General features: G+C 38.5%; 20 protein-coding genes and 2 pseudogenes. 15 read left to right on the forward strand and 7 right to left on the reverse strand.

Annotated elements, in window-relative coordinates:
- Positions 1 to 6: 6 nt before the first annotated feature.
- The 11 genes from rpsE to ACORJQ_RS03635 all read left to right on the forward strand — a co-directional run bounded on the left by rpsE (position 7) and on the right by ACORJQ_RS03635 (position 6,875).
- Complete coding sequence (rpsE, locus tag ACORJQ_RS03585; protein WP_321326080.1) at positions 7 to 516, forward strand: 30S ribosomal protein S5; 510 nt, start codon at positions 7 to 9, stop codon at positions 514 to 516.
- A 1-nt stretch (position 517) separates the two neighbouring features.
- Positions 518 to 706, forward strand: a complete 189-nt coding sequence (gene rpmD, locus ACORJQ_RS03590; protein WP_040726370.1) for a 50S ribosomal protein L30 — start codon at positions 518 to 520, stop codon at positions 704 to 706.
- A gap of 1 nt (position 707) precedes the next feature.
- The gene (gene rplO / locus ACORJQ_RS03595; RefSeq protein ID WP_040726364.1) at positions 708 to 1,142 is read left to right on the forward strand and encodes a 50S ribosomal protein L15; all 435 of its coding nucleotides are present in this window, start codon (positions 708 to 710) and stop codon (positions 1,140 to 1,142) included.
- Between the two features lie 2 nt (positions 1,143 to 1,144).
- Complete coding sequence (gene secY / locus ACORJQ_RS03600; RefSeq protein WP_321326082.1) at positions 1,145 to 2,452, forward strand: preprotein translocase subunit SecY; 1,308 nt, start codon at positions 1,145 to 1,147, stop codon at positions 2,450 to 2,452.
- Positions 2,453 to 2,538: 86 nt separating this feature from the next.
- Positions 2,539 to 2,895, forward strand: a complete 357-nt coding sequence (gene rpsM / locus ACORJQ_RS03605; protein ID WP_321326085.1) for a 30S ribosomal protein S13 — start codon at positions 2,539 to 2,541, stop codon at positions 2,893 to 2,895.
- A gap of 21 nt (positions 2,896 to 2,916) precedes the next feature.
- Positions 2,917 to 3,312, forward strand: coding sequence for a 30S ribosomal protein S11 (gene rpsK, locus ACORJQ_RS03610; protein WP_321326087.1), 396 nt, complete (start codon positions 2,917 to 2,919; stop codon positions 3,310 to 3,312).
- Positions 3,313 to 3,326: 14 nt separating this feature from the next.
- Positions 3,327 to 3,947: a 30S ribosomal protein S4 gene (gene rpsD, locus ACORJQ_RS03615; RefSeq protein ID WP_321326089.1), complete on the forward strand. Its 621-nt coding sequence runs from the start codon at positions 3,327 to 3,329 to the stop codon at positions 3,945 to 3,947.
- A gap of 30 nt (positions 3,948 to 3,977) precedes the next feature.
- Positions 3,978 to 4,958 carry a DNA-directed RNA polymerase subunit alpha gene (locus tag ACORJQ_RS03620; RefSeq protein WP_321326091.1) on the forward strand — a complete coding sequence of 327 codons (981 nt, stop codon included), beginning with the start codon at positions 3,978 to 3,980 and terminating at the stop codon, positions 4,956 to 4,958.
- Positions 4,959 to 4,974: 16 nt separating this feature from the next.
- Complete coding sequence (rplQ, locus tag ACORJQ_RS03625; protein WP_040726345.1) at positions 4,975 to 5,355, forward strand: 50S ribosomal protein L17; 381 nt, start codon at positions 4,975 to 4,977, stop codon at positions 5,353 to 5,355.
- Between the two features lie 57 nt (positions 5,356 to 5,412).
- On the forward strand, positions 5,413 to 6,150 hold the full coding sequence (locus ACORJQ_RS03630; RefSeq protein ID WP_321326094.1) for a TatD family hydrolase: 738 nt from the start codon (positions 5,413 to 5,415) through the stop codon (positions 6,148 to 6,150).
- A complete protein-coding gene (locus tag ACORJQ_RS03635) occupies positions 6,147 to 6,875 on the forward strand; it encodes a tRNA threonylcarbamoyladenosine dehydratase (RefSeq protein ID WP_321326096.1) in 729 nt (242 codons plus the stop codon). Before ACORJQ_RS03630 ends, ACORJQ_RS03635 begins: the two co-directional genes overlap by 4 nt.
- Before the next feature lie 104 nt (positions 6,876 to 6,979).
- On the opposite strand, the gene ACORJQ_RS03640 is transcribed toward ACORJQ_RS03635, so the two are convergent.
- The 3 genes from ACORJQ_RS03640 to ACORJQ_RS03650 form a co-directional block, all read right to left on the reverse strand.
- On the reverse strand, positions 6,980 to 7,834 hold the full coding sequence (locus ACORJQ_RS03640; protein WP_321326098.1) for a DUF2927 domain-containing protein: 855 nt from the start codon (positions 7,832 to 7,834) through the stop codon (positions 6,980 to 6,982).
- An 83-nt stretch (positions 7,835 to 7,917) separates the two neighbouring features.
- Positions 7,918 to 10,722, reverse strand: a complete 2,805-nt coding sequence (gene uvrA / locus ACORJQ_RS03645) for an excinuclease ABC subunit UvrA (protein WP_321326100.1) — start codon at positions 10,720 to 10,722, stop codon at positions 7,918 to 7,920.
- Positions 10,723 to 10,914: 192 nt separating this feature from the next.
- Positions 10,915 to 11,628 carry an SIMPL domain-containing protein gene (locus ACORJQ_RS03650; RefSeq protein ID WP_321326102.1) on the reverse strand — a complete coding sequence of 238 codons (714 nt, stop codon included), beginning with the start codon at positions 11,626 to 11,628 and terminating at the stop codon, positions 10,915 to 10,917.
- 229 nt (positions 11,629 to 11,857) lie between these two features.
- On the opposite strand from ACORJQ_RS03650, the gene ACORJQ_RS03655 reads away from it, so the two are divergent.
- The 3 genes and pseudogenes from ACORJQ_RS03655 to ACORJQ_RS03665 all read left to right on the forward strand — a co-directional run.
- A complete protein-coding gene (locus tag ACORJQ_RS03655; protein ID WP_321326104.1) occupies positions 11,858 to 13,237 on the forward strand; it encodes an MFS transporter in 1,380 nt (459 codons plus the stop codon).
- Positions 13,238 to 13,289: 52 nt separating this feature from the next.
- Positions 13,290 to 13,889, forward strand: coding sequence for a single-stranded DNA-binding protein (gene ssb, locus ACORJQ_RS03660; protein WP_321326106.1), 600 nt, complete (start codon positions 13,290 to 13,292; stop codon positions 13,887 to 13,889).
- 190 nt (positions 13,890 to 14,079) lie between these two features.
- Positions 14,080 to 14,225, forward strand: a pseudogene (locus tag ACORJQ_RS03665) (IS1595 family transposase); the annotation flags it as partial.
- Between the two features lie 310 nt (positions 14,226 to 14,535).
- Here the strand turns inward: ACORJQ_RS03665 and ACORJQ_RS03670 are convergent.
- Together ACORJQ_RS03670 and ACORJQ_RS03675 are read right to left on the reverse strand one after the other, a co-directional pair.
- Positions 14,536 to 16,086: pseudogene (locus ACORJQ_RS03670) on the reverse strand (methyl-accepting chemotaxis protein); the annotation flags it as partial.
- Between the two features lie 227 nt (positions 16,087 to 16,313).
- Positions 16,314 to 18,326, reverse strand: a complete 2,013-nt coding sequence (locus tag ACORJQ_RS03675) for a bifunctional diguanylate cyclase/phosphodiesterase (protein WP_321326109.1) — start codon at positions 18,324 to 18,326, stop codon at positions 16,314 to 16,316.
- 642 nt (positions 18,327 to 18,968) lie between these two features.
- Between ACORJQ_RS03675 and ACORJQ_RS03680 the strand changes: the two genes are divergently transcribed.
- Entirely contained in the window at positions 18,969 to 19,796 is an 828-nt protein-coding gene (locus ACORJQ_RS03680; protein ID WP_321326111.1) for an ABC transporter ATP-binding protein, read from the forward strand.
- Positions 19,797 to 19,912: 116 nt separating this feature from the next.
- On the opposite strand, the gene ACORJQ_RS03685 is transcribed toward ACORJQ_RS03680, so the two are convergent.
- On the reverse strand, positions 19,913 to 21,346 hold the full coding sequence (locus ACORJQ_RS03685) for an efflux transporter outer membrane subunit (protein ID WP_321326113.1): 1,434 nt from the start codon (positions 21,344 to 21,346) through the stop codon (positions 19,913 to 19,915).
- On the reverse strand, positions 21,346 to 24,498 hold the full coding sequence (locus tag ACORJQ_RS03690) for an efflux RND transporter permease subunit (protein WP_321326115.1): 3,153 nt from the start codon (positions 24,496 to 24,498) through the stop codon (positions 21,346 to 21,348). The genes ACORJQ_RS03685 and ACORJQ_RS03690 overlap by 1 nt, the downstream gene beginning before the upstream one ends.
- Position 24,499 lies beyond the last annotated feature (1 nt).

Raw genomic sequence — 24,499 nt, forward strand, 5'->3', positions numbered from 1 at the left:
TTAATTATGTCTTCACGTGAATTACAAGACGGACAAGATGGTCTAATTGAAAAATTAGTCAACGTACGTCGTGTTGCTAAAGTTGTTAAAGGTGGTCGTGTATTTGCATTCTCAGCACTTGCGGTAGTAGGTGATGGAGAAGGTAAAGTAGGATACGGTAGCGGTAAAGCTAACGAAGTTCCTGTGGCTATCAAAAAAGCAATGGAAAAAGCTCGTCGTAATATGAGAGATGTACATTTAAATAATGGTACTATCCAATACCCAATTAACTTCAAACAAGGTGCAGCTAACATTGTTATGCTTCCAGCTTCTGAAGGTACTGGTGTAATTGCTGGTGGTGCTATGCGTGCAGTTTTAGAAGCTGCAGGTGTTAAAGATGTACTTTCAAAGTGTGTAGGTACTACACGCCCAGTTAACGTTGTTCGTTCTACGGTTAATGCATTAACAGGTATTTCAAGTCCTGATTATATTGCAGCTAAACGTGGCAAAACAGTTAATGAAATTGTAGGTGAGTAAGATGTCAGATAAGAAATATGTCACTTTGACGTTGGTAAAGAGCACAATTGGTCGTTTACCTTCGCACAAAGCATGTGTATCTGGTCTTGGTCTGAGAAAGATGCACCAAACAGTAAGCGTTATTGATACTCCTGAAAATCGTGGAATGATCAATAAGGTTTCCTATTTGCTTAAGGTAGAGGAAGCATAAAATGCAGTTAAATACTCTTAAACCTGCTGAAGGTTCTAAACCTTCTAAAAAGCGTGTAGGACGTGGTCAAGGTTCTGGCTGGGGTAAGATGGGTGGCCGTGGTCATAAAGGTCAGAAGTCTCGCTCTGGTGGTATGCCTAAGATTGGTTTTGAAGGTGGGCAAATGCCTCTTCAAAGAAGATTACCTAAAGTTGGTTTCTCTTCACGCAAATCTGCATATGCAACTGAGATTCGTCTAGATACATTAGCAAAAATTGATGCTGATATCATTGACGTAGCAGCGCTTAAAGCGGCTGACGTGATTGGTGAGAAAATTAAAGTTGTTAAAGTTATTAACTCTGGTGAAGTAACTAAAGCAATTAAATTATCTGGCATTAAAGCTACTGCTGGTGCTAAGGCCGCTATTGAAGCAGCCGGCGGATCAGTAGAAGCCTAATTATGAATAGTTCTATTGCATCAGGTATGGGTGATTTAAAAAACAAAATTCTTTTTGTTTTGGGTGCTCTAATCGTTTATAGATTAGGTACTCATATCCCTGTACCATCAATTGATCCAGTTGCCCTAGCAGCAATGTTTGAACAGCAAAAGGGTACCATTCTAGACATGTTTAACATGTTTTCGGGTGGTGCCCTTCAGCGTTTATCTATTTTTGCACTTGGAATCATGCCTTATATTTCGGCGTCGATTATTATGCAGCTTCTTACCGTAGTTTCTCCAACATTGGAGCAACTTAAGAAAGAAGGTGAGCAAGGTCGTCGTAAAATCACACAGTACACGCGTTACGGTACTGTTGTATTGGCTACTTTCCAAGCGTTAGGTGTTGCTATTGCACTGGAATCACAAAATGTGAATGGTATGTCGGTAGTAATTGACCCAGGCTTGATGTTTAGGCTTACGGCAGTTATTACACTGGTTGGTGGTACTATTTTCCTAATGTGGTTAGGAGAGCAGATTACCGAGCGTGGTATTGGAAATGGTATATCTTTGATTATCTTTGCCGGTATCGTTGCAGGTTTACCAGCAGCTCTAGGTGGGACATTTGAACAGGTTAATACAGGTGCTATGCACGCAATTACGATTTTTGTATTGCTTGCTTTAGTATTTGCAGTTATTGCGTTTGTTGTTTTCGTTGAACGAGGACAGCGTCGTATTCCTGTTCACTATGCGCAAAAGATGCGTGGGCGTAAGTTATATGGTGGTCAAGAGTCACATCTACCACTTAAACTTAATATGGCTGGAGTGATTCCTCCCATCTTTGCTTCGAGCATTATTCTATTCCCTGCCACATTAGGTGGCTGGTTTGGAAGTGCTGAAGGTCTAGGATGGTTGAAGGACATCGCCACGACGATGTCACCAGGTCAACCGCTTTATGTACTTTTGTATGCAATAGCTATTATCTTCTTTTGTTTCTTTTATACAGCGATTGTATTTAATCCTAAAGAAACAGCAGATAACTTAAGAAAATCAGGTGCCTATTTACCAGGTATCAGACCCGGAGCACAAACAGCTCGTCATATTGATAGTATTATGGGCCGTCTAACATTAGCCGGAGCTGTATACATCACTGCGGTATGTTTGTTGCCAGAGTTCCTTATTTTATATTGGAACGTTCCATTCTATTTTGGTGGAACTTCACTGCTCATCATTGTTATTGTTGTCATGGATTTCATGACGGCCGTTCAGGCTCAGATGCAATCTAGCCAATACGAAGGAATGATGAAAAAAGCAAATTTAAAAGGTAAATAACAAAACTTGTTATATATCTGGTATTTAGGTTGAAAGACGTGTATAATTGCCCGTTTTTCAGTAGATGGAATTAAAGGGAGCGCAAAATGGCTCGTATTGCCGGCGTAAACATTCCAGTTAACAAGCACATTGTTATTGGATTGACTTCGATCTACGGTGTTGGTTCTACTTCAGCTCAGAAAATATGTGATGCTGTAAAGATAGATCCAGCTACGAAGGTTCGAGAACTAACTGAAGAACAGTTAGAAGCACTTCGTTCAGAAGTTACAAATTATAAAATTGAAGGTGATCTTCGTCGTGAAGTATCTATGAACATTAAGCGATTAATGGACATGGGTTGCTATCGTGGAATCCGTCACCGTCGTAGTCTACCTCTTCGTGGACAACGTACAAAAACTAATGCACGTACTCGTAAAGGTCCTGTAAGACCTATTAAGAGATAACGCATAATTGCGAGATTAGATATGGCAAAAGCTAAAGCAAATTCGCGTGTTAAAAAGAAAGTAAAACAGGTTGTAACGGATGCCGTTGCACACGTTCACGCTAGTTTCAATAACACAATTGTGACAATCACAGATCGTCAAGGTAATGCACTTTGCTGGGCAACTTCTGGTGGTAGTGGATTCCGTGGTTCTCGTAAGAGTACTCCATTCGCTGCACAGGTTGCTGCAGAACGAGCTGGTCAAATGGCTCACGACTACGGTGTTAAGAACGTTGAAGTTATGGTTAAAGGTCCTGGACCTGGCCGTGATTCTGCTGTTCGTGGTTTACATAGTGCTGGTTTCAAAATTACATCAATTTCTGATGTAACTCCGATTCCACACAACGGTTGCCGTCCACCTAAGAAACGTCGCGTTTAATATTTGAGGTTAACATGGCTAGATATATTGGTCCAAAGTGTAAACTTGCTCGTCGTGAAGGTACTGATCTTTTTCTTAAAAGCGGTGTTCGTAGCATCGAATCTAAGTGTAAGATTGATCAACTACCAGGTCAACACGGAGCAGGACGTAAGCGCGTAACAGAATACGGCTTACAGTTACGTGAAAAACAAAAAGTACGTCGTATGTACGGTGTACTAGAGAAAAAATTCCGCCTTTATTATAAAGAAGCGGATCGACGTAAGGGTTCAACAGGTGTTAACTTGTTACAAATCCTTGAGAGCCGTTTAGATAACGTTGTTTATCGTATGGGGTTTGCTTCTACTCGTTCTGAAGCACGCCAATTGGTTTCTCATAAGTCGATTTTAGTAAATGGTCAATCAGTAAATATTCCTTCATTTGAAGTTTCTGCTGGTGACATCGTTGCTATTAGAGAGAAATCTCGTAACCAAACTCGCATCGCGACTGCATTAGAACTTAATGCACAAGCTGGTGGGGTTAGCTGGGTTGAAGTTAACAAGTCTGCATTTGAAGGTACATTCAAAAATGTTCCTGATCGTTCAGATCTATCTGCTGATATTTCAGAAAACTTAATTGTTGAGCTTTACTCTAAGTAAACTTTGATTTGATACGGGAGATAACTTCGAATGCAAGAGATGTTAGAACAGTTGTTAACACCGCGTTTAGTTGATATTGATAGAAAGACTCCATTTCATAGCCGTGTAACTTTAGAACCACTAGAACGTGGTTTTGGTCACACGCTAGGTAATGCACTACGTCGTATTCTATTATCATCTATGCCTGGTGCTGCTATTGTAGAAGCCAAAATTGATGGTGTTTTACACGAATACTCTTCAATTGAAGGTGTAAGAGAAGATGTTTTAGAAATTCTTTTAAACCTTAAAGAAGTTGCAGTTAAGCTTAACGCTAGTGATAGCGCTGAGTTGACGCTGAACAAAAAAGGTCCTGCTGTTGTGCGTGCTTCAGATATCGTGTTAAACCACGATACTGAAATCGCTAACCCTGATCATGTAATTGCACATGTTTCAGAAGGTGCAGAATTGAATATGACAATCAAAGTTGCGACTGGCATGGGTTACCAAGCTGCTCCAACTGCGACTGACTCACAGATTGGTGTTTTACGTTTAGACGCCAGTTACAGTCCTGTTCATACAGTAAGTTACGAAGTACAGAACGCTCGTGTTGAACAGCGTACTGACTTAGACAAGTTAATTCTTGACGTAGTAACTGATGGTACTTTAGATCCTGAAGATGCAATCAAACAAGCAGCAACGGTTCTACATTATCAGCTTAATGCTTTTGTTGATCTTAAGCATAAAGAAGTTGTTGCACCGGAAGAAGAAGAGAATGAATTTGATCCTATCTTCTTACAGCCTGTTGATGATCTTGAGTTAACAGTACGTTCAGCTAACTGTTTGAAAGCAGAACAAATTTATTATATTGGTGACCTAGTACAGAGAGCTGAGCCTCACTTACTTAAAACACCAAACTTAGGTAAAAAATCTCTACAAGAAATCAAAGATGTTCTTGCTCAGAGAGGTCTAAGCCTAGGTACTAAGTTAGAAAACTGGCCACCAGCAAGTTTGGTAAGTAAAGAGTCAGCTTAATTATAAGGAAGCTATCATGCGTCATGGTAAGACAGGTCGTAAGTTAAATCGTAACAGCTCGCACCGTAAGGCAATGTTTAAAAACATGTCTGCTTCACTTATCGAACACGAAGTGATTCGTACTACGGTTGCTAAGGCTAAAGAACTTCGCGGAGTTGCTGAGCCTTTAATCACGTTGGCAAAAAATGACAGCGTACATAACCGTCGTACTGCGTTTGCACGTTTAGGCGATAAAGCAGCTGTTGGTAAGTTATTCAGTGAACTTGGTCCTCGTTACCAAGCTCGTCCAGGTGGATATATCCGCATTTTAAAATGTGGTTTCCGCCCTGGTGATAATGCACCAATGGCAATTGTTGAATTAGTTGACCGTCCGGTTGCTGATTCAGCTGCTGAGTAATCAGATTTAAAAGCCCGCTCTAAGCGGGCTTTTTTATATCTTTTGAAAAGTTTTCTTATGTTCGACACTCACTGTCATCTAAATTCTTATTTTAATACTCCTCTTGATTTTCCAGATTCTATAAATTCTTATTTAGCTGTTTCCACGCAGGTTGATGATTGGCTAGATACCATTAAATTTGCTTCTCAACATCATAATGTTTTAGCTGCATTAGGTATCCATCCTTGGTTTGTTAAGGAATCCTACGGTATTGATTTAGTTGTTCTTAAAAGTTTAATTTCAGAATATGGCATTACGGCTATCGGAGAAATTGGTCTTGATTTTAATGAACAATATAAAAAGAGTAGAACGATACAAATTCAATGTTTTGAGCAACAACTTCAAATAGCTGAAAGTCATCAACTACCGCTATCCTTGCATTGTGTTAAAGCCCATAATGAAATGCTGGGTTTACTCAAAGGGTGCAATTGCATTGGTGTAGTTCATGGTCTGGGTACGAGTGTACAAATTGCACAGCAGTATATTGATTTAGGCTTTAAATTTGGAGTCAATGCGGTAGCGGTTCGTGAGAATGCAAAACGTTATCATGCGTTAATAAAACGTTTTGGAGTAGAACATATTGTTTTAGAAACTGATTATCCTAATATCAATTTACCAGGCCTGGTAAATCCATCACTTAATGATATTCATGTTGTTGCTAAAACAGTAGCGAATATTTTATGTGTTTCTGTTGAAGATGTTATTCAACAAACCGATTATAATGCTGAGCAAATATTTAAAAGAAACGTGTTATGAATATAAATGATGCTTTGTATGAAAGAAGTCTGCTTGTTTTTGAAGAACAAGGTCTTCTAAATTTAATAAATTCTCATGTATTAGTTGCTGGTGTAGGTGGCGTAGGTGGCTTTGTTATTGAAGCACTGGCAAGAGCAGGGGTCGGTCAATTAACGATGGTAGATCACGATGATGTTTCTCCTTCTAATAAGAATCGTCAGATTATTGCTCTAGATTCAACTCTTGGCAAAAATAAGGCTGTTGTGATGGCACAACGTATAGCTGATATTAACCCTAATTGTAAAGTGAATGTACTACAGTCATTCCTATCACCAGAGGATATGGAGCCGTTATTAGCCCAAGGCTTTGATTTTGTAGTGGATGCAATAGATAGCCTTAACTGTAAAGCTAATCTAGTGATTACGGCAGTTAAAAAGGATATACCCGTGGTTTCTAGTATGGGTGCAGGCCGTAGAGTTGATCCAACTAAAATCGCATTAGCAGATATCTCTAAAACCCACGGTTGTGCTCTAGCTCGTAATATGCGTCAAAGACTCAAAAAACAAGGTATTAAAAAAGGGGTTATGACTGTTTTTTCTACCGAGATACCTAAAGAGCCAGGGCCAATGGAAGAAATTGAAGGTGCCCGTGGTAGGGTGGTTAATGGCACGGCGAGTTATATGCCAGGGATTTTTGGTTTGATGTTAGCAGGGCATGTGATTACTTCGATTGCTCATTCTGAGTAGTTAAAAAATCATAGGATACAACCTCCATCCTTAAAGCTATATGTAAATTACCAGGCCTGGTATGCCCAGTGGCTCTATTCATTCATTTTGAGCATAGGGTATATTCAGTTTACCAGTTGGTATAAACCTTTAGAGTTTACTGTTTTAGCGGCGTTCTTGACTTCACCATTATCCATTAATTGCTGTATCTCTTTTTTAAGTACCTTCTGGCTCTCTGTTTGAGACATACCAGCTTTAATCTCTGAATTATAAAGTAGCTTCAGTAAAATATAATCTAAGCCTGTAAGTAGCTCTATTTTGCTATCATCATTGGCAATGCTTGGATTGACCCAGCTTGCATCATTTGGCAGTCCTAATACTTGCGTGGTTTCTTCTACAACACATGAAACTAGTAATCCTCGGCTATAATCATGGTCTACTGGTAAAACTACATCAGCTTGAATAATTTCATTTTGTTTATTGGTTTTATAGCTACCCATACAGTGGCTGTCTTTTTCTAGGTTTTTAACCGTTGATCCTGTGTACTTTTTTATTATGTCAGCGTAATTTTTATCTTTGGTTAGGTAGATTGTAAAGTTAGCGACTGAATTTTTTGCAGGCTGAATGTCTAGGCCTGTAATATCTGCCAAATGTTTGAGATGTGCGTTAAACAATTTTTCAACTAAATTGTTTTTTTTGAGATGTTGGTAATTAAACTGATAGCGAATTGGCTGTTGCCATTTTAAAATCCGCTTATGAGTTTTTTTATACTCATTTTTAAGAGCGATCTCTTGAAAGGATTTAAGAATATATTGTGGGTTTTGCCAAAGAGTAAATTTGTTAGAAGTCTTGTTTGGTTGAGCTTTTTCTAGATGACTTTCTGCATAACTATTAGAACCATACAGAAAAAGTGATATTGCCAAAACCAAAACAGATGATAGGTTTAAATTTAAAATCGTTTTGTTAAACCACATCAACATTCACCTAAAATCTTTATACCCTATGCTCAAAGTCTATGGCTGGCTAACTATGGCCAACCACAGGTTTTACCAGGCCTGGTAATTTACAACATATTCTTTAAATAGAACCCTGTATGTGACTCTTTACAAGCCGCAATGGTTTCTGGTGTACCGGTTGCAACAATGGTCCCACCTCCAGAACCACCTTCTGGCCCTAAATCGACAATCCAGTCCGCTGTTTTAATGACATCTAAATTATGTTCGATAATCACAATGGTGTTTCCTTGGTCTCGCAGGTGTCTAATGACTTTTAGTAACAATTCAATATCATGAAAGTGCAGGCCTGTGGTAGGTTCATCTAAAATATATAGCGTATTACCAGTATCTCGTTTAGATAGCTCTTTAGCTAGCTTAACACGCTGTGCTTCACCACCAGAGAGGGTCGTAGCACTTTGGCCGAGTTTGATATAACCCAGACCGACTTCCATCAGCATTTGCAGTTTACGAGCAATTACAGGAATCACATCAAAGAATGCTCGAGCATCTTCCACGGTCATCTCTAAAATTTCATGAATGTTTTTGCCTTTGTATTGAACTTGCAAGGTTTCGCGATTATAACGAGCCCCTTCACACACATCGCAAGGTACATAAACATCTGGTAAAAAATGCATTTCAACTTTAAGTACACCATCACCTTGGCAAGCTTCACAGCGTCCGCCTTTAACGTTAAAACTAAAACGACCAGGGTTATAACCACGTGCACGTGATTCTGGTGTAGCAGCAAGTAGCTCACGAATCGGTGTGAATAATCCGGTATAAGTCGCTGGGTTAGAGCGAGGTGTACGGCCAATGGCAGATTGGTCAATATTGACCGACTTATCAAAATGCTCCATTCCAGATAGTTTGGTATAAGGGGCAGGCGTATGTTGTGCTTTATTTAATTCATTAGCCGCTAGCTTGGATAAAGTACCGTTTATGAGTGTTGATTTACCTGAACCCGAAACACCGGTTACACATGTTAACAAACCTGCTGGAATCTTTAAGGTGACGTCTTTTAGGTTGTTTCCGCTAGCACCTTCAATGGTAAGCCATTTGTCGGTAGCTTCTAGACGTTCGCCAGGCACTTCAATTTTACGAGTGCCTTTTAAAAATTGACCTGTTAATGAGTTGGGATTATTCATAACTTCTTCTGGTGTGCCTTCGGCCATAATGCGGCCGCCGTGAATACCTGCGCCAGGGCCAATATCAAGCACATAGTCAGCGGCTCTAATGGCATCTTCATCGTGTTCTACCACAATCACCGTATTACCCAAATCACGTAAATGCGTTAAGGTCGCTAGTAGGCGGTCATTATCACGTTGGTGCAGTCCAATTGAGGGCTCATCAAGTACATACATCACACCTACCAGGCCTGCTCCAATTTGGCTGGCAAGGCGAATGCGTTGTGCTTCACCACCCGAAAGTGTGTCGGCACTGCGGTTTAACGTTAGGTAATTAAGTCCCACATTGACCAGAAAAGTTAAGCGGTCATGCACTTCTTTAATGATTTTGCTGGCGATTTCACCTTTGGCACCCTTTAAAGCTAAGGTACCAAAAATCTCATGCAGTTCGCCAACAGGAAGTTCGGTTAAAGAGGGTAGGCTGTATTCGGTAATAAAGACATTACGTGCTGCTTCATTTAAACGTGTGCCGTGGCAACTTTTACAAGGTGTTGTTACACGAAATTTTTCTAATTCATCGCGTACCGCTTTACTTTCAGTCTCGGTAAAACGGCGTTCCATATTAGGTAGTACACCTTCAAAACGACGTGTATCGCTGTATTTACCGTGAGGAAGTGGAATCTTCTCTCGACCAGAACCGAATAGGATGATTTTTTTATGTTTTTCATCCAGGTTCTCCCAAGACTCTTCTACATCAAAACCATAGTGCTCGGCCAGCGCTTTTAGCAAATCATAATAGTATTTATGACGGCGATCCCAGCCACGAATTGCACCGCCAGCCAAGCTTAACTCTGGATGAGTAATCACTCGTTCAGGATCAAAACTCTCTTTAATGCCTAAACCATCACAGGTTGGGCAAGCTCCATGTGGATTGTTAAATGAGAAAATACGCGGTTCTAACTCAGGTACTGAGTAGCCACAATGTGGACAAGAAAACTTTTCTGAAAACAGTAGGGCAAAGTCATCATCTTCATCCATTGGTAATACTTGGGCAATGCCGTCGGCTAAACGTAATGCTGTTTCAAACGATTCAGCTAAACGTTGTTTAATGTCCTCTCGTACTTTAAAGCGGTCAACAATGACTTCAATGTCATGTTTTTTGTTTTTATCTAATTCAATAGTGCCATCTAAATCCATCACCTTGCCATCAATACGGGCACGAATAAAGCCTTGAGCTTGTAGCTCATCTAACAGGTTGTGATGTTCCCCTTTTTTGCCGCGTACAATCGGCGCAATCAACAGACATTTAGTGCCTTCTGGCAAGGTTAAGGTGTGGTCAACCATTTGGCTAACGGTTTGGGCTTCTAAATCACAACCATGCGTTGGGCAACGAGGTGTACCTGCACGAGCAAACAGTAAACGAAGGTAATCATAGATTTCAGTCACCGTACCTACGGTAGAGCGTGGGTTGTGAGAAGTAGATTTTTGCTCAATGGATATAGCTGGAGAAAGGCCTTCAATATGATCAAGGTCCGGCTTTTCCATAACCGACAAAAACTGACGAGCATAGGCTGAAAGTGACTCAACATAACGGCGTTGGCCTTCGGCATAAATGGTATCAAAGGCTAAAGAAGATTTACCCGAACCAGATAATCCTGTAATAACAATTAGCTTATCTCTGGGTAGAGTCACATCAATGTTTTTTAAGTTATGGGTGCGGGCACCGCGAATAACAATTTCTTCTAACATGGCCTAGATTCCATTTAAATTTTAGCAATCAGCTATTATAGCAAGATTCTAAAAATGAACGAGTGCTTACTTAATTAGCGATAACTTTCTATTTAAAAAGGGAATTTACAGGCCTGGTCATAATGCTTGAAATACTTTAGAACCAGGATTGATGAAGTGATCGTTTTACGATTGTGTTTAAGCGAACAGAACTCAATAAGGCAGTAAGATTGTGCCAGAGATGTTTACAGTAATTTGGCTTTGGCCCGCTTCAACGACTGGTGCCGCCATTTTAGAAGACATCATCGCCATTTCTGAATTAGCATACATCGGTCTTGGCTGAAAACTATTAGGGGTATTGATTCGGGTTTCTAATATTTTGAATGATGGAACATTGAAACCATGCGCAATTCTTGATGCTTGGTCTCTAAATTGTAGAATAGCCTTGTCGGTCAATTTTCCTAAAATTTTATGTTTCAATGCATCAGATACGCCAAATTGCATTGATTGATAGGCTAAGTAAGGTTGGATTTTAGTCAAAACTTTTACCAGGCCTGGTTTATTTTCTAAAGTTAAAACCAAACTTTGTTGGCCACGCCAATGGCTAATAACCTTTTTGGTATAGACAGGTTGAATGCTGTACTGAGAGGTTTTAACAATAATGTCAGGGTAAGGCTTTAAAGCTTTGATTGCAGATTGCATTTGCCTATTTATTTCATTGGCCACCGCTTGAGGTGAAATGCCCTCAGCAACTCGGTTAAATGTCATTGAAATAATGTCATTAGGTACATTTTGCATTTCTGAGATAGAAAAACTAACCCGGTTTCCTTGCGGTTGAGTGCTGTCTGCAAAAGCAGGATTGGTTAGATTAAATAAAAATAGAAATCCAGACAAAATTAACGAATGTTTGAAGGTTAATCGTTTCACTTTTTAAGCTCCTTAAGGAATCGTTAAGATACCTTTGATGTGCATTGCTCATTAACAAAATAGCCTGTAAATTAGGCGGCTAATAATCCATTTATAAACCTATTCAGGTTTTCTAATGATTTAGTTAGCTAATTTCTCGATTATAACGTTAGATTTTATGAAGTTTGTTATAATTTCGCCGCTTAATACTAAGCAATTCATTAAACCAAAATCAATGGCAGAATAAACCATGAGCCTAGAACGACAAACAATGAGTCCTACTGAAAAACGTGCTGCTTTCTCAGTTGCCGGAATTTTCTCTACCCGCATGTTAGGTCTATTTATGATATTCCCTGTATTTGCATTATTTGCACAACAGGAATTTAACGGCATCACAGGTTTGCAAATTGGTATTGCTATGGGTATTTACGGACTGACCCAAGCCTTTTTACAAATTCCATACGGCATGCTTTCAGATAAATATGGCCGAAAACCACTCATTATTTTTGGTATGTTTATTTTTATGGTCGGTTCAATTGTCTGTGCCATGGCGGACTCTATAGAGATGATGATTATTGGACGAGCCATCCAAGGTATGGGGGCAGTGGCCGCAGTACTTATGGCCTCAGTAGCCGACTTAGTTACTGAGCAGTTTCGTTTAAGAGCGATGTCGATTGTAGGGATGACAATCGGTTTATCATTCACATTGTCATTAATCGCGGGCCCTTTATTAGCCAGTTTCTTTGGGGTAAGAGGTATCTTTTGGACGATTGCAGGTTTAGCCGTGATTGGTATGTTGCTTGTTAAATTTGCCATGCCTGATATTGAAAAGCAAAATTTTCAACGAGAAGCCGAAGCCGATCCCAGTCAATTTAAAGAGATTTTAAAACACCCGCAATTGCTGCGTTTAGACTTTGGTGTATTTGTTTTGCACGCCATGCTAACCGCCATGTTTGTTGTTTTACCACTAACCTTAAGAGATTCTGCAGGCCTGGTATCCACTGAACATTGGGAAATCTATTTACCTGTTATGTTATTGTCATTTGTTTTAATGGTGCCATTTATTATTCAAGCCGAAAGCCGTGGCAGAATGAAAATGGTATTTGTAGGAGCCATTGCCACTCTTACCCTAATGCAACTTGGTTTTGCCTTTGTGCCTCCAAGTTTTTGGACACTGTTTGTTTTATTGTTAATCTTCTTCACGGCTTTTAACTTATTAGAAGCCTCTCTTCCATCGTTAGTCGTTAAGCTTTCCCCAGCGGATAAAAAAGGTACAGCAAGTGGCGTATTTTCAACTAGCCAGTTTTTAGGTGCCGCTTTAGGTGGTGCTATGGGTGGTTATTTCTATCAGCATTATGGGCATGATGGCGTGTTTATCTTTACCGCAACTATCGGTGCATTATGGACTTTAGCCGCCTTAACAATGGAAAAACCTCTACCACTAAGCATTGCTTCAGTGCCTATTGAAGACCTTAAAGAAGGTGAAGTTGAAAGTATTCAAAACAAATTGTTAGCGTACGATGGCATCTACGAAGTGGTAGTATTACCAGATGAAAAACGTGTGTATTTCAAAATAGACAGAAAAGTTGTCGATGAAGTTGCGTTAATTAATTACATTGAACAAAGATAAATTGTAAAATTGACCAGATATAAATTAAACAAGAAATAGAGAGAGCAATACTATGCGTGGTGTGAATAAAGTCATTTTGGTTGGAACCTTAGGTGCAGACCCAGAAGTTAAATATGCGGCAAATGGTAATGCCATTGCAAACCTAAGTGTGGCAACCAGTGAAGAGTGGAATGACAAAAACACTGGGCAAAAGCAGCAAAAAACAGAGTGGCATCGTGTCTCTATGTTTGGAAAACTCGCTGAGATTGCTGGCCAATACCTTAAAAAAGGCTCACAAGTTTATTTAGAAGGTAAATTACAAACTCGTAAATGGCAAGACCAAAACGGCCAAGATCGCTACACTACAGAAGTGGTCTTGAGTGGTTTTGACGGCACCATGCAAATGCTTGGTGGTGGTAATCGTCAGGGGGGTGATGCTTCCTTTGGTGGTGGTAATGACTTTAACCAAGCACCTATGGGTAACCAGGGTGGTCAAATGGGCGGACAACCACAAGGTGGTTTTAATCAGCAGCCAGCTCAACAACCGAGACAGCAAAATCCAATGGGTCAGCAAAATGTTCCGCCAATGGGAGGGCATCAACAACCAGCTCAACCTCAGCGTGCACCAGCCTATGCACCAAATGACTTTGATGATGATGACGTACCGTTCTAGGGTTTACATGCTACTATTTTGTTAGCTTTTTAGCTGTAAGTTATTGTTTAATTGGTTTAAAATGCAAAATACCTAATTTTTTATATGTTAGGTATTTTTTTATCTATAATTTATTTTTTCTGAAGTTTATATCCCAAATTATTTAAGAATTTGGAAAGAAAAAACAATAAAAACTTTCTAAGCTTTTGATATGACTTATAAAATTCGTTGTCAAAAGTGCAGTATGATTTAAGAGAGATTTTACGTTATTTCGCACTCAACTTAGCAGCTTCTAACACGTCCAGATTAACTGGTATTTCTGGCACAATTATTAATAATATTTACATTAAAATTCGTCCCATTTTTCAGCGTTCGCCGGAATTTCAACAGTGTTTGAATTCGTTAAAAATGATGATAGTTCTGTTTTTTGTACAGATTGGATATTAACTAAATTCTGTTGGTTTTTTATTTTTTGTTTGACTGGTATTTGGTTTTGATGGTGCGTACCTCTATTAAAGTATCCCATGCTTTGATTTAAAGACTCAGACAGGTCTTTTAAATTCTCCGCAGAAGCCGAGGTTTCTTCGACTAATGCAGCATTTTGTTGAGTTACTTCATCAATTTGTGTTATTGCTTGATGAACTTGATGAACACCTTCAGCCTGTTCGGTAGAAGCTTGTGAAATTTGAGTAATCATTTGTGTGACGGTGTGAATGGCCTCATTAATCTCAGTTAACATCTCACCAGAGTCACTCGCTAGGTTCACGCCTTGTGTAACCCTGCTTACAGTTTCTTCAATAAGTTTTTTAATATCTTTAGCTGCTTCCGCAGACTTTTGTGCTAAGTTTCGAACCTCTCCTGCAACGACAGCAAAACCTCTTCCATGCTCTCCTGCTCTAGCGGCTTCAACAGCAGCATTTAGTGCCAATAAATTTGTCTGAAAAGCTATACCATCAATAAGAGTTACAATATCAGAAATTCGGTGACTCGATTCTTGGATGGTTTCCATTGCGGTAATAGTGTCCCTCATAATAGCCTGACCACTTTTTGCCTTTGATTGGACATCGTTAGAGACTTGCTCAGCTTCTTGAGCATTTTGAGTATTACTTTGCACTTGAGAATTCATTTCATTCATAGTAGCAGAGGTTTCTTCCAAAGCAGCGGCTTGTTCCTGAACTCGCTGGCTTAAATCTAAAGCACTCGTTGCAACTTCACCAGACACATCATTTACGGTATTGGCTGCTTCTAAAGCTTCTGAAATAACGCCTTGTAACTTAGAGCCGAGCTCTCCAATAGAACCTGATAGTTTTGTGATATTTTGATCGTAAAGAGTCGTGGCATCTGGATCGATGTGATTTTGCATGTGTGCCGATAGGTCTCCACTTGCCATTGCATTTACTACATTAGAGGCATCGTCAATGACAGCATCTAATAAAATAGAGTTTTTGTTTGAGCCAATATCGGTTGCATATTTTATGACTTTGCATACTTGCCCGTCAGGATTCAGTATAGGGTTATAACTTGCCTCTAACCAAACTGATTTGCCATTTTTTGTTTTTCGTTCGTAAGTATCTGAAAATGCTTGGCCTTTCGCGAGTTTATCCCAAAATGCTTTATAAGCAGGGGTTTGTGCAAAATCACCAACTGCAAACATGCTATGGTGTTTTCCTTGTACTTCACTTAGGCTGTAACCCATGACTTTTAAAAAATTATCATTGGCAGTCAGAATATTGCCTTGAGTATCAAACTCAATAGTGGCCATAACCAAATTAATTGCAGTAATCTGTGCTTGAGCTTCTATTTCATGCTCTACTTTTGCTGTAACATCAGTAGCAAATTTTACAAATTTATATGGTTTTCCAGTATCGTTTAAAATTGGGTTGTAATTAGCTTCAAGCCATATCGTTTTACCATTTTTAGCAACTCTCTTGAATCGGCCAGCCACAAAATTACCCGCTCGTAATTTTTGCCAAAAACCTTCATATTCAGAACTGGATGTTTCTTGAGATGCTAAAAACATTTTATGATGTTGGCCTACAATTTCGTCAAGTTTATAGCCCATGACATTTAAAAAATTTGTATTGGCTGTTAATACCTTACCAGATAGGTCGAACTCAATTATGGCATTGGATTTTTCAATGGCGTTGATTAATGCGGCTTGTTCATTTAGTGTCTTGGTTTGCTGACTGACTTTTTGCTTATATTTTTTACAAAACATATTTCTAATCTCTTATAAAATGCTTTAGTTGTACCAATAGATTCCTTCAAACTTTGATTGAGAAAATTGGCATTGAATTCAGAATGTAAGATTTTTTTCTAAAAATCATAGAAAATTAATCTTTTACTGATTAATCACAACTCGCCGTTGAGTCGAAATCTTTTGTTTATATCTACTTAATATGTTGCCTTATTGATTGTGCTATCAGTAATGGCATCCTCTTACAGTTAATTTTTTAAGTTAAAACACGGTTTATAATCGGGTTTACTCATAGGCTTACCAATATAATAGCCTTGAGCATAATCTATACCTAGTTGCTTAACGGTCTTAAAAATTGCCTCATCAGAAACAAACTCCGCTATCGTCTTAATGTCTTTTTTTTGAGCAAAAGAAACGATTGTTTCAAGTATGTCTTTTGTATCTTCGTTAGATGCTAATCCTTGTATTAAAGAACCATCTAATTTAATGTAATCAGGCTTTAAGTTTAAAATATTGCTGTAATTTGCATAACCAGCTCCAAAATCGTCAAGTGCAAACTTGCATCCGTGAGTTTTCAAGTTTTCAATGAAAGCTGTCACACCGTCAAGATCAGAAATTTCCTCTGACTCTAGAATTTCAAAGGTAATATTGTGTTTGTAAGGAAAGACAGCTAAATGATTATGTAGGTGACTAACATAGGCTGGGTTCAAAATGTCTGATGCAGAAATATTAATTGAAAATTCTTTATCAATTTTTTTGAAAAGCTCAAATGTTTTGGTTACAACGCGTTTGGAAATCTTGTGATATTTTTTGGTTTTTTTAGAAACATCTAAGAAAAGGTAAGGGGAAATAACTTCTTTATTTGGTTCTATCAGTCGAACTAAAGCTTCATGTTTATAAATTTGATGATTTCTTAGGCTCATGATTGGTTGATAAAAAGGCGTTATACGATCTTCTTCAATTGCACGATTGAGCTTATCAGACCACATTAAATTATTTGCTCGTTGTTCGACCATATCAATTTTGGGTGAAAATTGAAGCATGTCTAGCGATGCTTTTTTAGCCTGACTCATGGTCATTTCTAACTTGTTAAGAATTACATCATGCGGCTCAAAACAAATGGCTAACGTAGTATTAAACATTATCTCTTGTCCCTTGACCGAATAGGTCTCCGAAGACAAATATTTTTGAAGTGTTTTCATCTCATTAGTAAAGGATTCATTCGATAATTTATTACAATAAATTATGAATTGATCCGCATGAAAATGATAAAGCAGAGCATTTTTAGGTAAGTGTGATGAAATACTTTTTACAAATTCAAGCAATAAAAGATCACCGAATTCATTACCGAAATAATCGTTAAACTGCCGAAAATCATCAATATCTAGCATTGCGAGCTTTGGATATTTAAGACTGGGTATATCTCTTATTAATGCATTACGATTAGGTATTTCTAAAAGTTTAGAGGTGTGTATGGCGTGCTCTAAATCTGCCTGTTTTTCCATTAACTCTGTAACTTCGTGACGAATTGCTAGATATTCCAGTAAATTATCAGAACTGTTCCTTAGCGGCACGATAGTCATTTCGACATAATATGAACTTCCATCTTTTTTTTGATTTTTTAGTCGTCCTTTCCAGGTATTTCCAGTTTTAATAGTTTCCCATAGTTCTTTAAACAAGCTTGAAGGTGTGTCTGGATGTCTAAGAATGCTGTGAGGTTTATTAAGTAATTCTGAACGAGTATAGCCTGTTAAATTAAGTAGATTATCATTTACATAGGTAAAGTTTCCGTATTGGTCAGCACGTGAAATTAAATTACTTTGATCGAGTGCAAACGTTATTTGTTCGTTCAAAACAAGTGCCTTTTCCGCAATACTCTCAAGTTTTTTAAAGTTAGATATGTCTTCTAAAAACCCATAAAACTCTATAACTTTTCCATTGGCATCACGCACAATATGGGTGGAATCTTTAACCCAAATCCATTCATTATTATTCGTTTTTATTCTATAAGGTTTATGAATAAAATCAGATAGGTTGCTCATTAAAGCACCATTGACTTCGTCAAGAACGCAGCTCAGATCATCTGGATGAATTATTTCCGAATATAATTTCTGACCGCTCATCCATTCAGAGGCAGAATATCCCAATAATTTAACAGCCATACTGGAAGTGTGCATGACTGGCCATTCAGGTTCATTTTTCCATCTAAAAAACGCGTAAGGAGCACGGTCGAGATAGCCTTTAATATTTTCTAATGGCATAAAAAGAGTTCCTTTAGCTTTGTTTTTAAATAAAAAATTGGTTTTGTTAAAAAAACATTATACATGCTATGTATAGGTTTTGTATTATTTTTGTACTATTGTGAATCAACAGGTTTTTTAGGTATTTAGGAAGGAGTTGGTGTAAAGATTCTTAGATGTATTCGCCTATCTGTATTAAAACAAATCTGTTTAAGTAGGTAATAGGCCAATGATTTTGTGTCTATTTTGAAATTATCTCATCATCATTTTTAAGAGTGTTGTTGAATTTTTTTGTGCTTCTCATATGGGAGCAAAAAAGTAAACGTTCAAAAATAAATGCCATAACAAAACGATTACAGAGTCATAATTTTCATTGCTGAAAAAAGATTGAGTAAGGCATGAAATGTATTGAATTTATGACGAGGCTTGGGCTGAAATCTATGATTATAATGAAGGGTTCTAAAAGCTGAGGCTTTATTATTTCTTAAATAATGAATTGTCTCTAGTTTAGATTTAAAGGTTGTGATTTGAAAAGCTAAAAAAGTTTCATTTTTTAGCTTATTTTTAATTTTAGCAGGCCTGGTATATTAATACTGTGTTCAGTAAACATGGCTTTTTAAAAAGTGCTATAAAATTTAGAGTTAATTCAAAAGAGGGTGGTTTGTGGATAATCAAAAAGAGGGTTCAATGAATACAAGCAATGCCCTGTTGGATTTTAAAGATATCTATGTAAGTTATGGCGAGGAACCCGTTTTAGAAAAGGTGAACCTAACCATAGAACCCAACCAACACTGGGTGATTTTGGGTAGTAATGGTAGTGGTAAATCTACTTTGATTAAATTGATTTCAAACGATTTATATCCAAACCCTAGGTTTTCGTTTAAAAAAGAGGTATTTGGTAAATCGGTTTGGAATATTTTTGAACTCAAACAACATCTTGGCATTATTACCCACGACTTACATAACTATTTTGCAATTCATGGTAATTTTTTAACCGCTTATGAAGTGGTATTGAGCGGTTTTTATAGTTCAATTGGAGTGTTTCAACACCAAGATTTTACTGATGAGCAACATCAAAAAGCTTTAGAAACACTAGAGTTTTTAGATATCCTAACAATCAAAGATAAAGCTGTTCACCAAATGAGCACTGGCCAATTAAGGTTGTGTGTGATTGGTAGAGCACTTATTCACAACCCAAAAGCTTTGATATTGGATGAACCAACTATTGGTTTAGATTTTAAAGCTCAGCATCGATTTTTAAAATTACTACGCAAGCTCACGAACCGTTTATCGATTATTTTGGTAACGCATCATATAGAAGAAGTCTTTGAAGAGATTAGCCATGTTGCTTTGATGTATAACAAAACCATTTATAAGCAGGGTAATAAGTCTGATATTTTAAATTCACAAAACCTATCCACTATTTTTGAAATAGAGATGGATCTCCAACAAAACAATGGTCGTTATTACATTCAAAGTATTGCTGATTAAGTCGGCTGTAAAATTTAAATAAATATAAAAAAGGCCGAATAATCGGCCTTTTTTATTTAGGAGAGTTTTGTTTATTTGTTTGAGTCAATGGGTAAAACAAGTGTAATAGTTAAAGCCTAAGACTTTGACTCTTGCCACTTGCCGCCAAGTGCTTTGTATAAGTTGACCAAAGCTGTTGAATGGCTAAGCATTAGATTGACGCGATTTATTTCAGCATTAAATAAGTTTCTTTGCGCATCTAATACCTCTAGATAACTTGAATAACCTGCATCAAAACGTTTTTGCGATAAATCTAATATCTGTTTCAGTGCTGTCACTTGTCGTTGTTGTGCCGCAAGTTGTTGACTGCTGCCTTTAAGGTTAGTGAGTGCATCTAAAACTTCTTTAAAAGCCGTGCGGATTGTTTGTTGGTATTGAATGACTAACGCTTGTTTTTGTGCCTCAGTAATCTGTACTTGCGACCGGCGTTTACCATAATCAAATATAGGGGCGTTAATAGCGGCTGAGGTATTCCAGCTAACTGAATCATCAGTAAATAGTTTATTTAACGCTTCACTTGAAAAACCTAATAAACCACTCAAACTGATAGATGGATACAACGCTGCTTTGGCGACACCAATATTTGCATTCGCGGCAATTAGGCGTTGCTCCATGGCGACAATATCAGGACGACGTTCTAATAAGTCAGAAGGCAACCCTTTAGGTATAGGCAAACTATTTAAAGAGTTTAAGTCTTTGGTCTCAAATGAGCTGGCAGTCATTTGAGCTAAGGCTTTTGGTGATTGACCTACCAAAACTGATAGGGCATGAAGCTGTAAATCACGTAGTTGCTGTTGTTGTTGCAGGGCAATTTCAACCGAGGCTAATTCAGATTCAGCTTGATGAACATATAACGGTGTAACACTGCCATATTCAAGTTGAGTTTGTCTGAGTTGCAAGGCTTCTTTACGAGATTCAACGGTATCTTGAGCAATGCGCACATCTTGATTTAAGGCCATTAAATTTAAATAACCTTGTGCTACTGCCGCAGTCACGCTTAATTTAACCGTTTTTTGGTCTGCTTCAGTGGCTTTTAAGTTGGCTTGTGCTTGTTGTTTAAGGGCATCATTTTTCCCCCACAGGTCAATTTCATAACTTAATAATGCACCCAGTGAAAACTGCCCATAAGTGGCTTCTGAACCAACAGGGTAAGCTTCTAGGCTATTTTTTGTTCGGCCAAGTTGACCTGTTGCACTTAACTCTGGATATTGTGCCGCTTTACTTTGATTTAGAACTGAACGTGCTTGTTGTAAATTGAGCTTTGCCAGAGCAATGTCACTATTGTGAGTCAGTGCTTCATTCATTAAGTTTGCTAAAGTGTTATCGCCAGAAAGCTGATTCCACCAGGCCTGTTCACTTAAGTTTAATTGGCTGTCAACTTTAGGTTGTAAGTTATTCCAGCTGGCCTGGGTAGGCAGTTCTACCTTAGGTTTTTCATAAGTAGGTATTTGGCTACAACCTGTCAGCATCAAGACAGGAATAAGAGCCGAAATGGTGATTAAATTTCTCATTATTTAGACTCCGTTTGTGATTGTTCAACAGAATTTTTGTCTGTTTTTTTGAAGGAGAAGCGTTCAGACATACCCGCAACCCAACGGAAGAACATTGGTACAAATAGCGGAGCAAATAGCGTTGCTGCAATCATTCCACCTACCAGGCCTGTACCTACTGCTTGACGTGCCGCAGCACCCGCACCGGTACTTAACATAAGCGGTATTGCTGCAATAGTAAAGGCCAAAGAGGTCATTACAATAGGTCTAAATCTTAATCTAGCCGCCGTTTCAGCGGCTTCAATTAATGACATGCCTTGTTTATGTTTTTGCATGGCAACCTCAACTATCAGTATGGCATTTTTGGCAGAGAGACCTATTAAGGTTAAGAGCCCTAACTGGAAGTAGATATCATTCTGTAATCCAGTTAACTTCACGGCAATCGTTGCTCCTAATACTGCAAATGGAACAGCAGTTAAAACCGCAAGCGGGATTGACCAGCGTTCATACTGTGCCGCTAAAATTAAGAAGACAAACAGTAAACCAAATAAGAAGGCCTGGTTACCTGAATTAGAAGACTGCTTTTCTTGATAGGCTTCACCGACCCAACCTAAGCTATAGCCATTTGGCATCACTTCATTAGCAACTTGTTCAAAAGCAGCTATCGCTTGTCCAGAGCTATAACCTGGAGCAGGTTCTCCCATTAGCTTAGCGGCAGGGAATAGGTTAAAACGATCTACAATATCGGCACCAGTTGTGCGTTTTACACTTACTAATGCACTTAATGGAACCATTTGGCCAGTTTGCGAGCGCACAAATACTTGAGCTAAATCTTCTGGTTTTTCACGGAAATTAGATTCCGACTGCAAGTTAACTTTATAAGTACGACCATATAAGTTGAAGTCATTCACATAAAGTGTTCCAAACGTGGCTTGCATTGCGGCAAAGACATCGGCAACAGGTATTTGCATTGCTTGTGCTTTTTCGCGGTCTAAGGTGATTTCATATTGTGGCACTTTAGTTGAGAAAGTTGTGCGTACCGATTTTAATTCAGGGCGTGCAGACGCTTTTTTAATCAATTCATCGGTTACTTTACTTAAGGCTAAAGAGCCATCGCCGTTACGGTTTTGCAAATAAGCTTCAAAACCACCCGTCATACTCATCCCCATAATAGTTGGCATACCAATTGGAATACTAAACGCATCTGGGATAGCCATTAACTGACCGAACAGTTGACCAACAATCGCTTTCAAACTTTGGTCTGGTGCAGTTCTCTCATCCCAAGGTTTTAAACTTACAAAAGAGACCGCCGCATTGGTTTTATTGGTAAATGTTTGTAAATCAAACCCAGCAAAACTGATTGAGTGAGCCACACCAGGGTGTTGAATTAACATTTCTGAAGTTTTATCACGAACCACTTCAGTACGAGACAATGAAGCCGCTGGAGGTAAGTAGTTAAGTACAAACAGAGTCCCTTTATCTTCTTGCGGAAGTAAACCTTTTGGAACGCCACCTAATGTTTGATAGGTAATGGCTACCAGGCCTGCAAAAAGTAACACACTGATTAAGCTGTAACGCATAATTGTTCTTACACCAGCAGTAAACCCACTGGTAATACGATCAAAAAAGCGATTAAAGTATAAGAAAAAGCCAGTTTGCTTTTGATGTGCCGATTGTAAAATATTGGCACATAACGCGGGTGTTAAGGTCAAGGCTACAATACCTGAGATCGTGACTGAAATAACAATAGTTATGGCAAACTGTTTATACATTTGACCCGTTAACCCACTGATAAACGCAACAGGGATAAATACCGCAGCAAGTACTAAAACAATCGCCACAATAGGGCCTGTTATTTCACTCATCGCTTTAATCGTAGCCTCTCGTGGTGAGAGGTTTTCGGTTCGCATTATTCGTTCAACGTTTTCTACCACTATGATGGCATCATCCACCACAATACCTATGGCGAGTATCATTCCAAATAATGTTAGCTGGTTGATTGAGAACCCAAGTAGATACATCCCTACAAATGTACCAATGATAGACACTGGAATAGCCAAAACAGGAATCAGCGTTGCACGAACATTCTGTAAAAATAGATATACCACTAATACGACTAAAATTAGGGCTTCAAAAAGGGTATAGATAACCTTTTCAATAGAGATGTTTACAAATTCTGTGGTGTCATAAGGTACAGAGTAGTTGAGTCCTTTAGGGAAACTCTTAGATAATTCCGCTAACTTTTTATCAATTAATGCAGAGGTTTCTAAGGCATTTGCCCCTGGTTTTAAAAACACCCCAATTGGTACAGTTGGTTTACCATCATAGGTTGCATTAAAGTTGTAGTCTTGAGCACCTAATTCAACACGTGCAACATCTTTTAAACGTAAGGTGTCACCTTGCTTTTCAGCTTTTAAAATAATGTTTTTAAACTGTTCTGGTGTTGATAAACGACCTTCTGTAGTCACGGTATAAGAAAAAGCTTGTGGGTTAGCCATTGGTTCCTGGCCAAAACGCCCCGCAGCAAACTGAGAGTTTTGTGACTGAATCGCGTTATAGACATCGCTAGGTGTAAGTTTGTATTGTGCCAATTTATTTGGGTCTAGCCATACTCGCATAGAGTAGTCTTTAGAACCAAATTGGCGAGCTTCACCCACTCCTGGAATACGAGCCAGTTCATCTAAGACGTTAATTAAGCCGTAGTTAGCAATAAATACCGTGCTTAAACTTGAATCGCCAGAGTAGAGCGAAATAACTTTTAAGATACTTGATGATTTTTTATTAACCTTTACACCTGCACGTTGTACTTCTGTTGGCAGCTTGCTTAATGCTCCTTGTACTTTGTTATTAACGTTAATATTTGCCTGATCAATATCTGTACCAATCTTAAAGGTAACCGTTAGGGTTAAAGTACCAGCAGAGGAGGTAACTGAGTTAATGTAAAGCATGTTATCCACGCCGTTAATAGCCTGCTCTAAAGGAGCCGCTACAGTTTGTGAAATGGTTTCAGCACTCGCTCCAGGGTAGGTAGCCGTTACCGCAACTTGCGGTGGCACTATTTCAGGGTATTCGGCAATGGGTAAACCCTTCATTGCAAGAAACCCAGCAATAATCACCACAAAAGACAGTACACTGGCTAAAACAGGGCGATTAATAAAAAATTTAGAAAACATG

The organism is Thiomicrorhabdus sp. (assembly GCF_963662555.1).
Classification (GTDB): Bacteria; Pseudomonadota; Gammaproteobacteria; order Thiomicrospirales; family Thiomicrospiraceae; genus Thiomicrorhabdus.

Coding starts and splice junctions, on each gene's coding strand:
- ACORJQ_RS03685 (WP_321326113.1), bottom strand. CDS start 21,346: ATGAGAAATTTAATCACCATTTCGGCTCTTATTCCTGTCTTGATGCTG.
- ACORJQ_RS03635 (WP_321326096.1), top strand. CDS start 6,147: ATGAATATAAATGATGCTTTGTATGAAAGAAGTCTGCTTGTTTTTGAA.
- rpsM (WP_321326085.1), top strand. CDS start 2,539: ATGGCTCGTATTGCCGGCGTAAACATTCCAGTTAACAAGCACATTGTT.
- ACORJQ_RS03655 (WP_321326104.1), top strand. CDS start 11,858: ATGAGCCTAGAACGACAAACAATGAGTCCTACTGAAAAACGTGCTGCT.
- ssb (WP_321326106.1), top strand. CDS start 13,290: ATGCGTGGTGTGAATAAAGTCATTTTGGTTGGAACCTTAGGTGCAGAC.
- ACORJQ_RS03640 (WP_321326098.1), bottom strand. CDS start 7,834: ATGTTGATGTGGTTTAACAAAACGATTTTAAATTTAAACCTATCATCT.
- ACORJQ_RS03620 (WP_321326091.1), top strand. CDS start 3,978: ATGCAAGAGATGTTAGAACAGTTGTTAACACCGCGTTTAGTTGATATT.
- rpsK (WP_321326087.1), top strand. CDS start 2,917: ATGGCAAAAGCTAAAGCAAATTCGCGTGTTAAAAAGAAAGTAAAACAG.
- secY (WP_321326082.1), top strand. CDS start 1,145: ATGAATAGTTCTATTGCATCAGGTATGGGTGATTTAAAAAACAAAATT.
- rpsD (WP_321326089.1), top strand. CDS start 3,327: ATGGCTAGATATATTGGTCCAAAGTGTAAACTTGCTCGTCGTGAAGGT.
- uvrA (WP_321326100.1), bottom strand. CDS start 10,722: ATGTTAGAAGAAATTGTTATTCGCGGTGCCCGCACCCATAACTTAAAA.
- rplO (WP_040726364.1), top strand. CDS start 708: ATGCAGTTAAATACTCTTAAACCTGCTGAAGGTTCTAAACCTTCTAAA.
- rpmD (WP_040726370.1), top strand. CDS start 518: ATGTCAGATAAGAAATATGTCACTTTGACGTTGGTAAAGAGCACAATT.
- rpsE (WP_321326080.1), top strand. CDS start 7: ATGTCTTCACGTGAATTACAAGACGGACAAGATGGTCTAATTGAAAAA.
- rplQ (WP_040726345.1), top strand. CDS start 4,975: ATGCGTCATGGTAAGACAGGTCGTAAGTTAAATCGTAACAGCTCGCAC.
- ACORJQ_RS03675 (WP_321326109.1), bottom strand. CDS start 18,326: ATGCCATTAGAAAATATTAAAGGCTATCTCGACCGTGCTCCTTACGCG.
- ACORJQ_RS03630 (WP_321326094.1), top strand. CDS start 5,413: ATGTTCGACACTCACTGTCATCTAAATTCTTATTTTAATACTCCTCTT.
- ACORJQ_RS03690 (WP_321326115.1), bottom strand. CDS start 24,498: ATGTTTTCTAAATTTTTTATTAATCGCCCTGTTTTAGCCAGTGTACTG.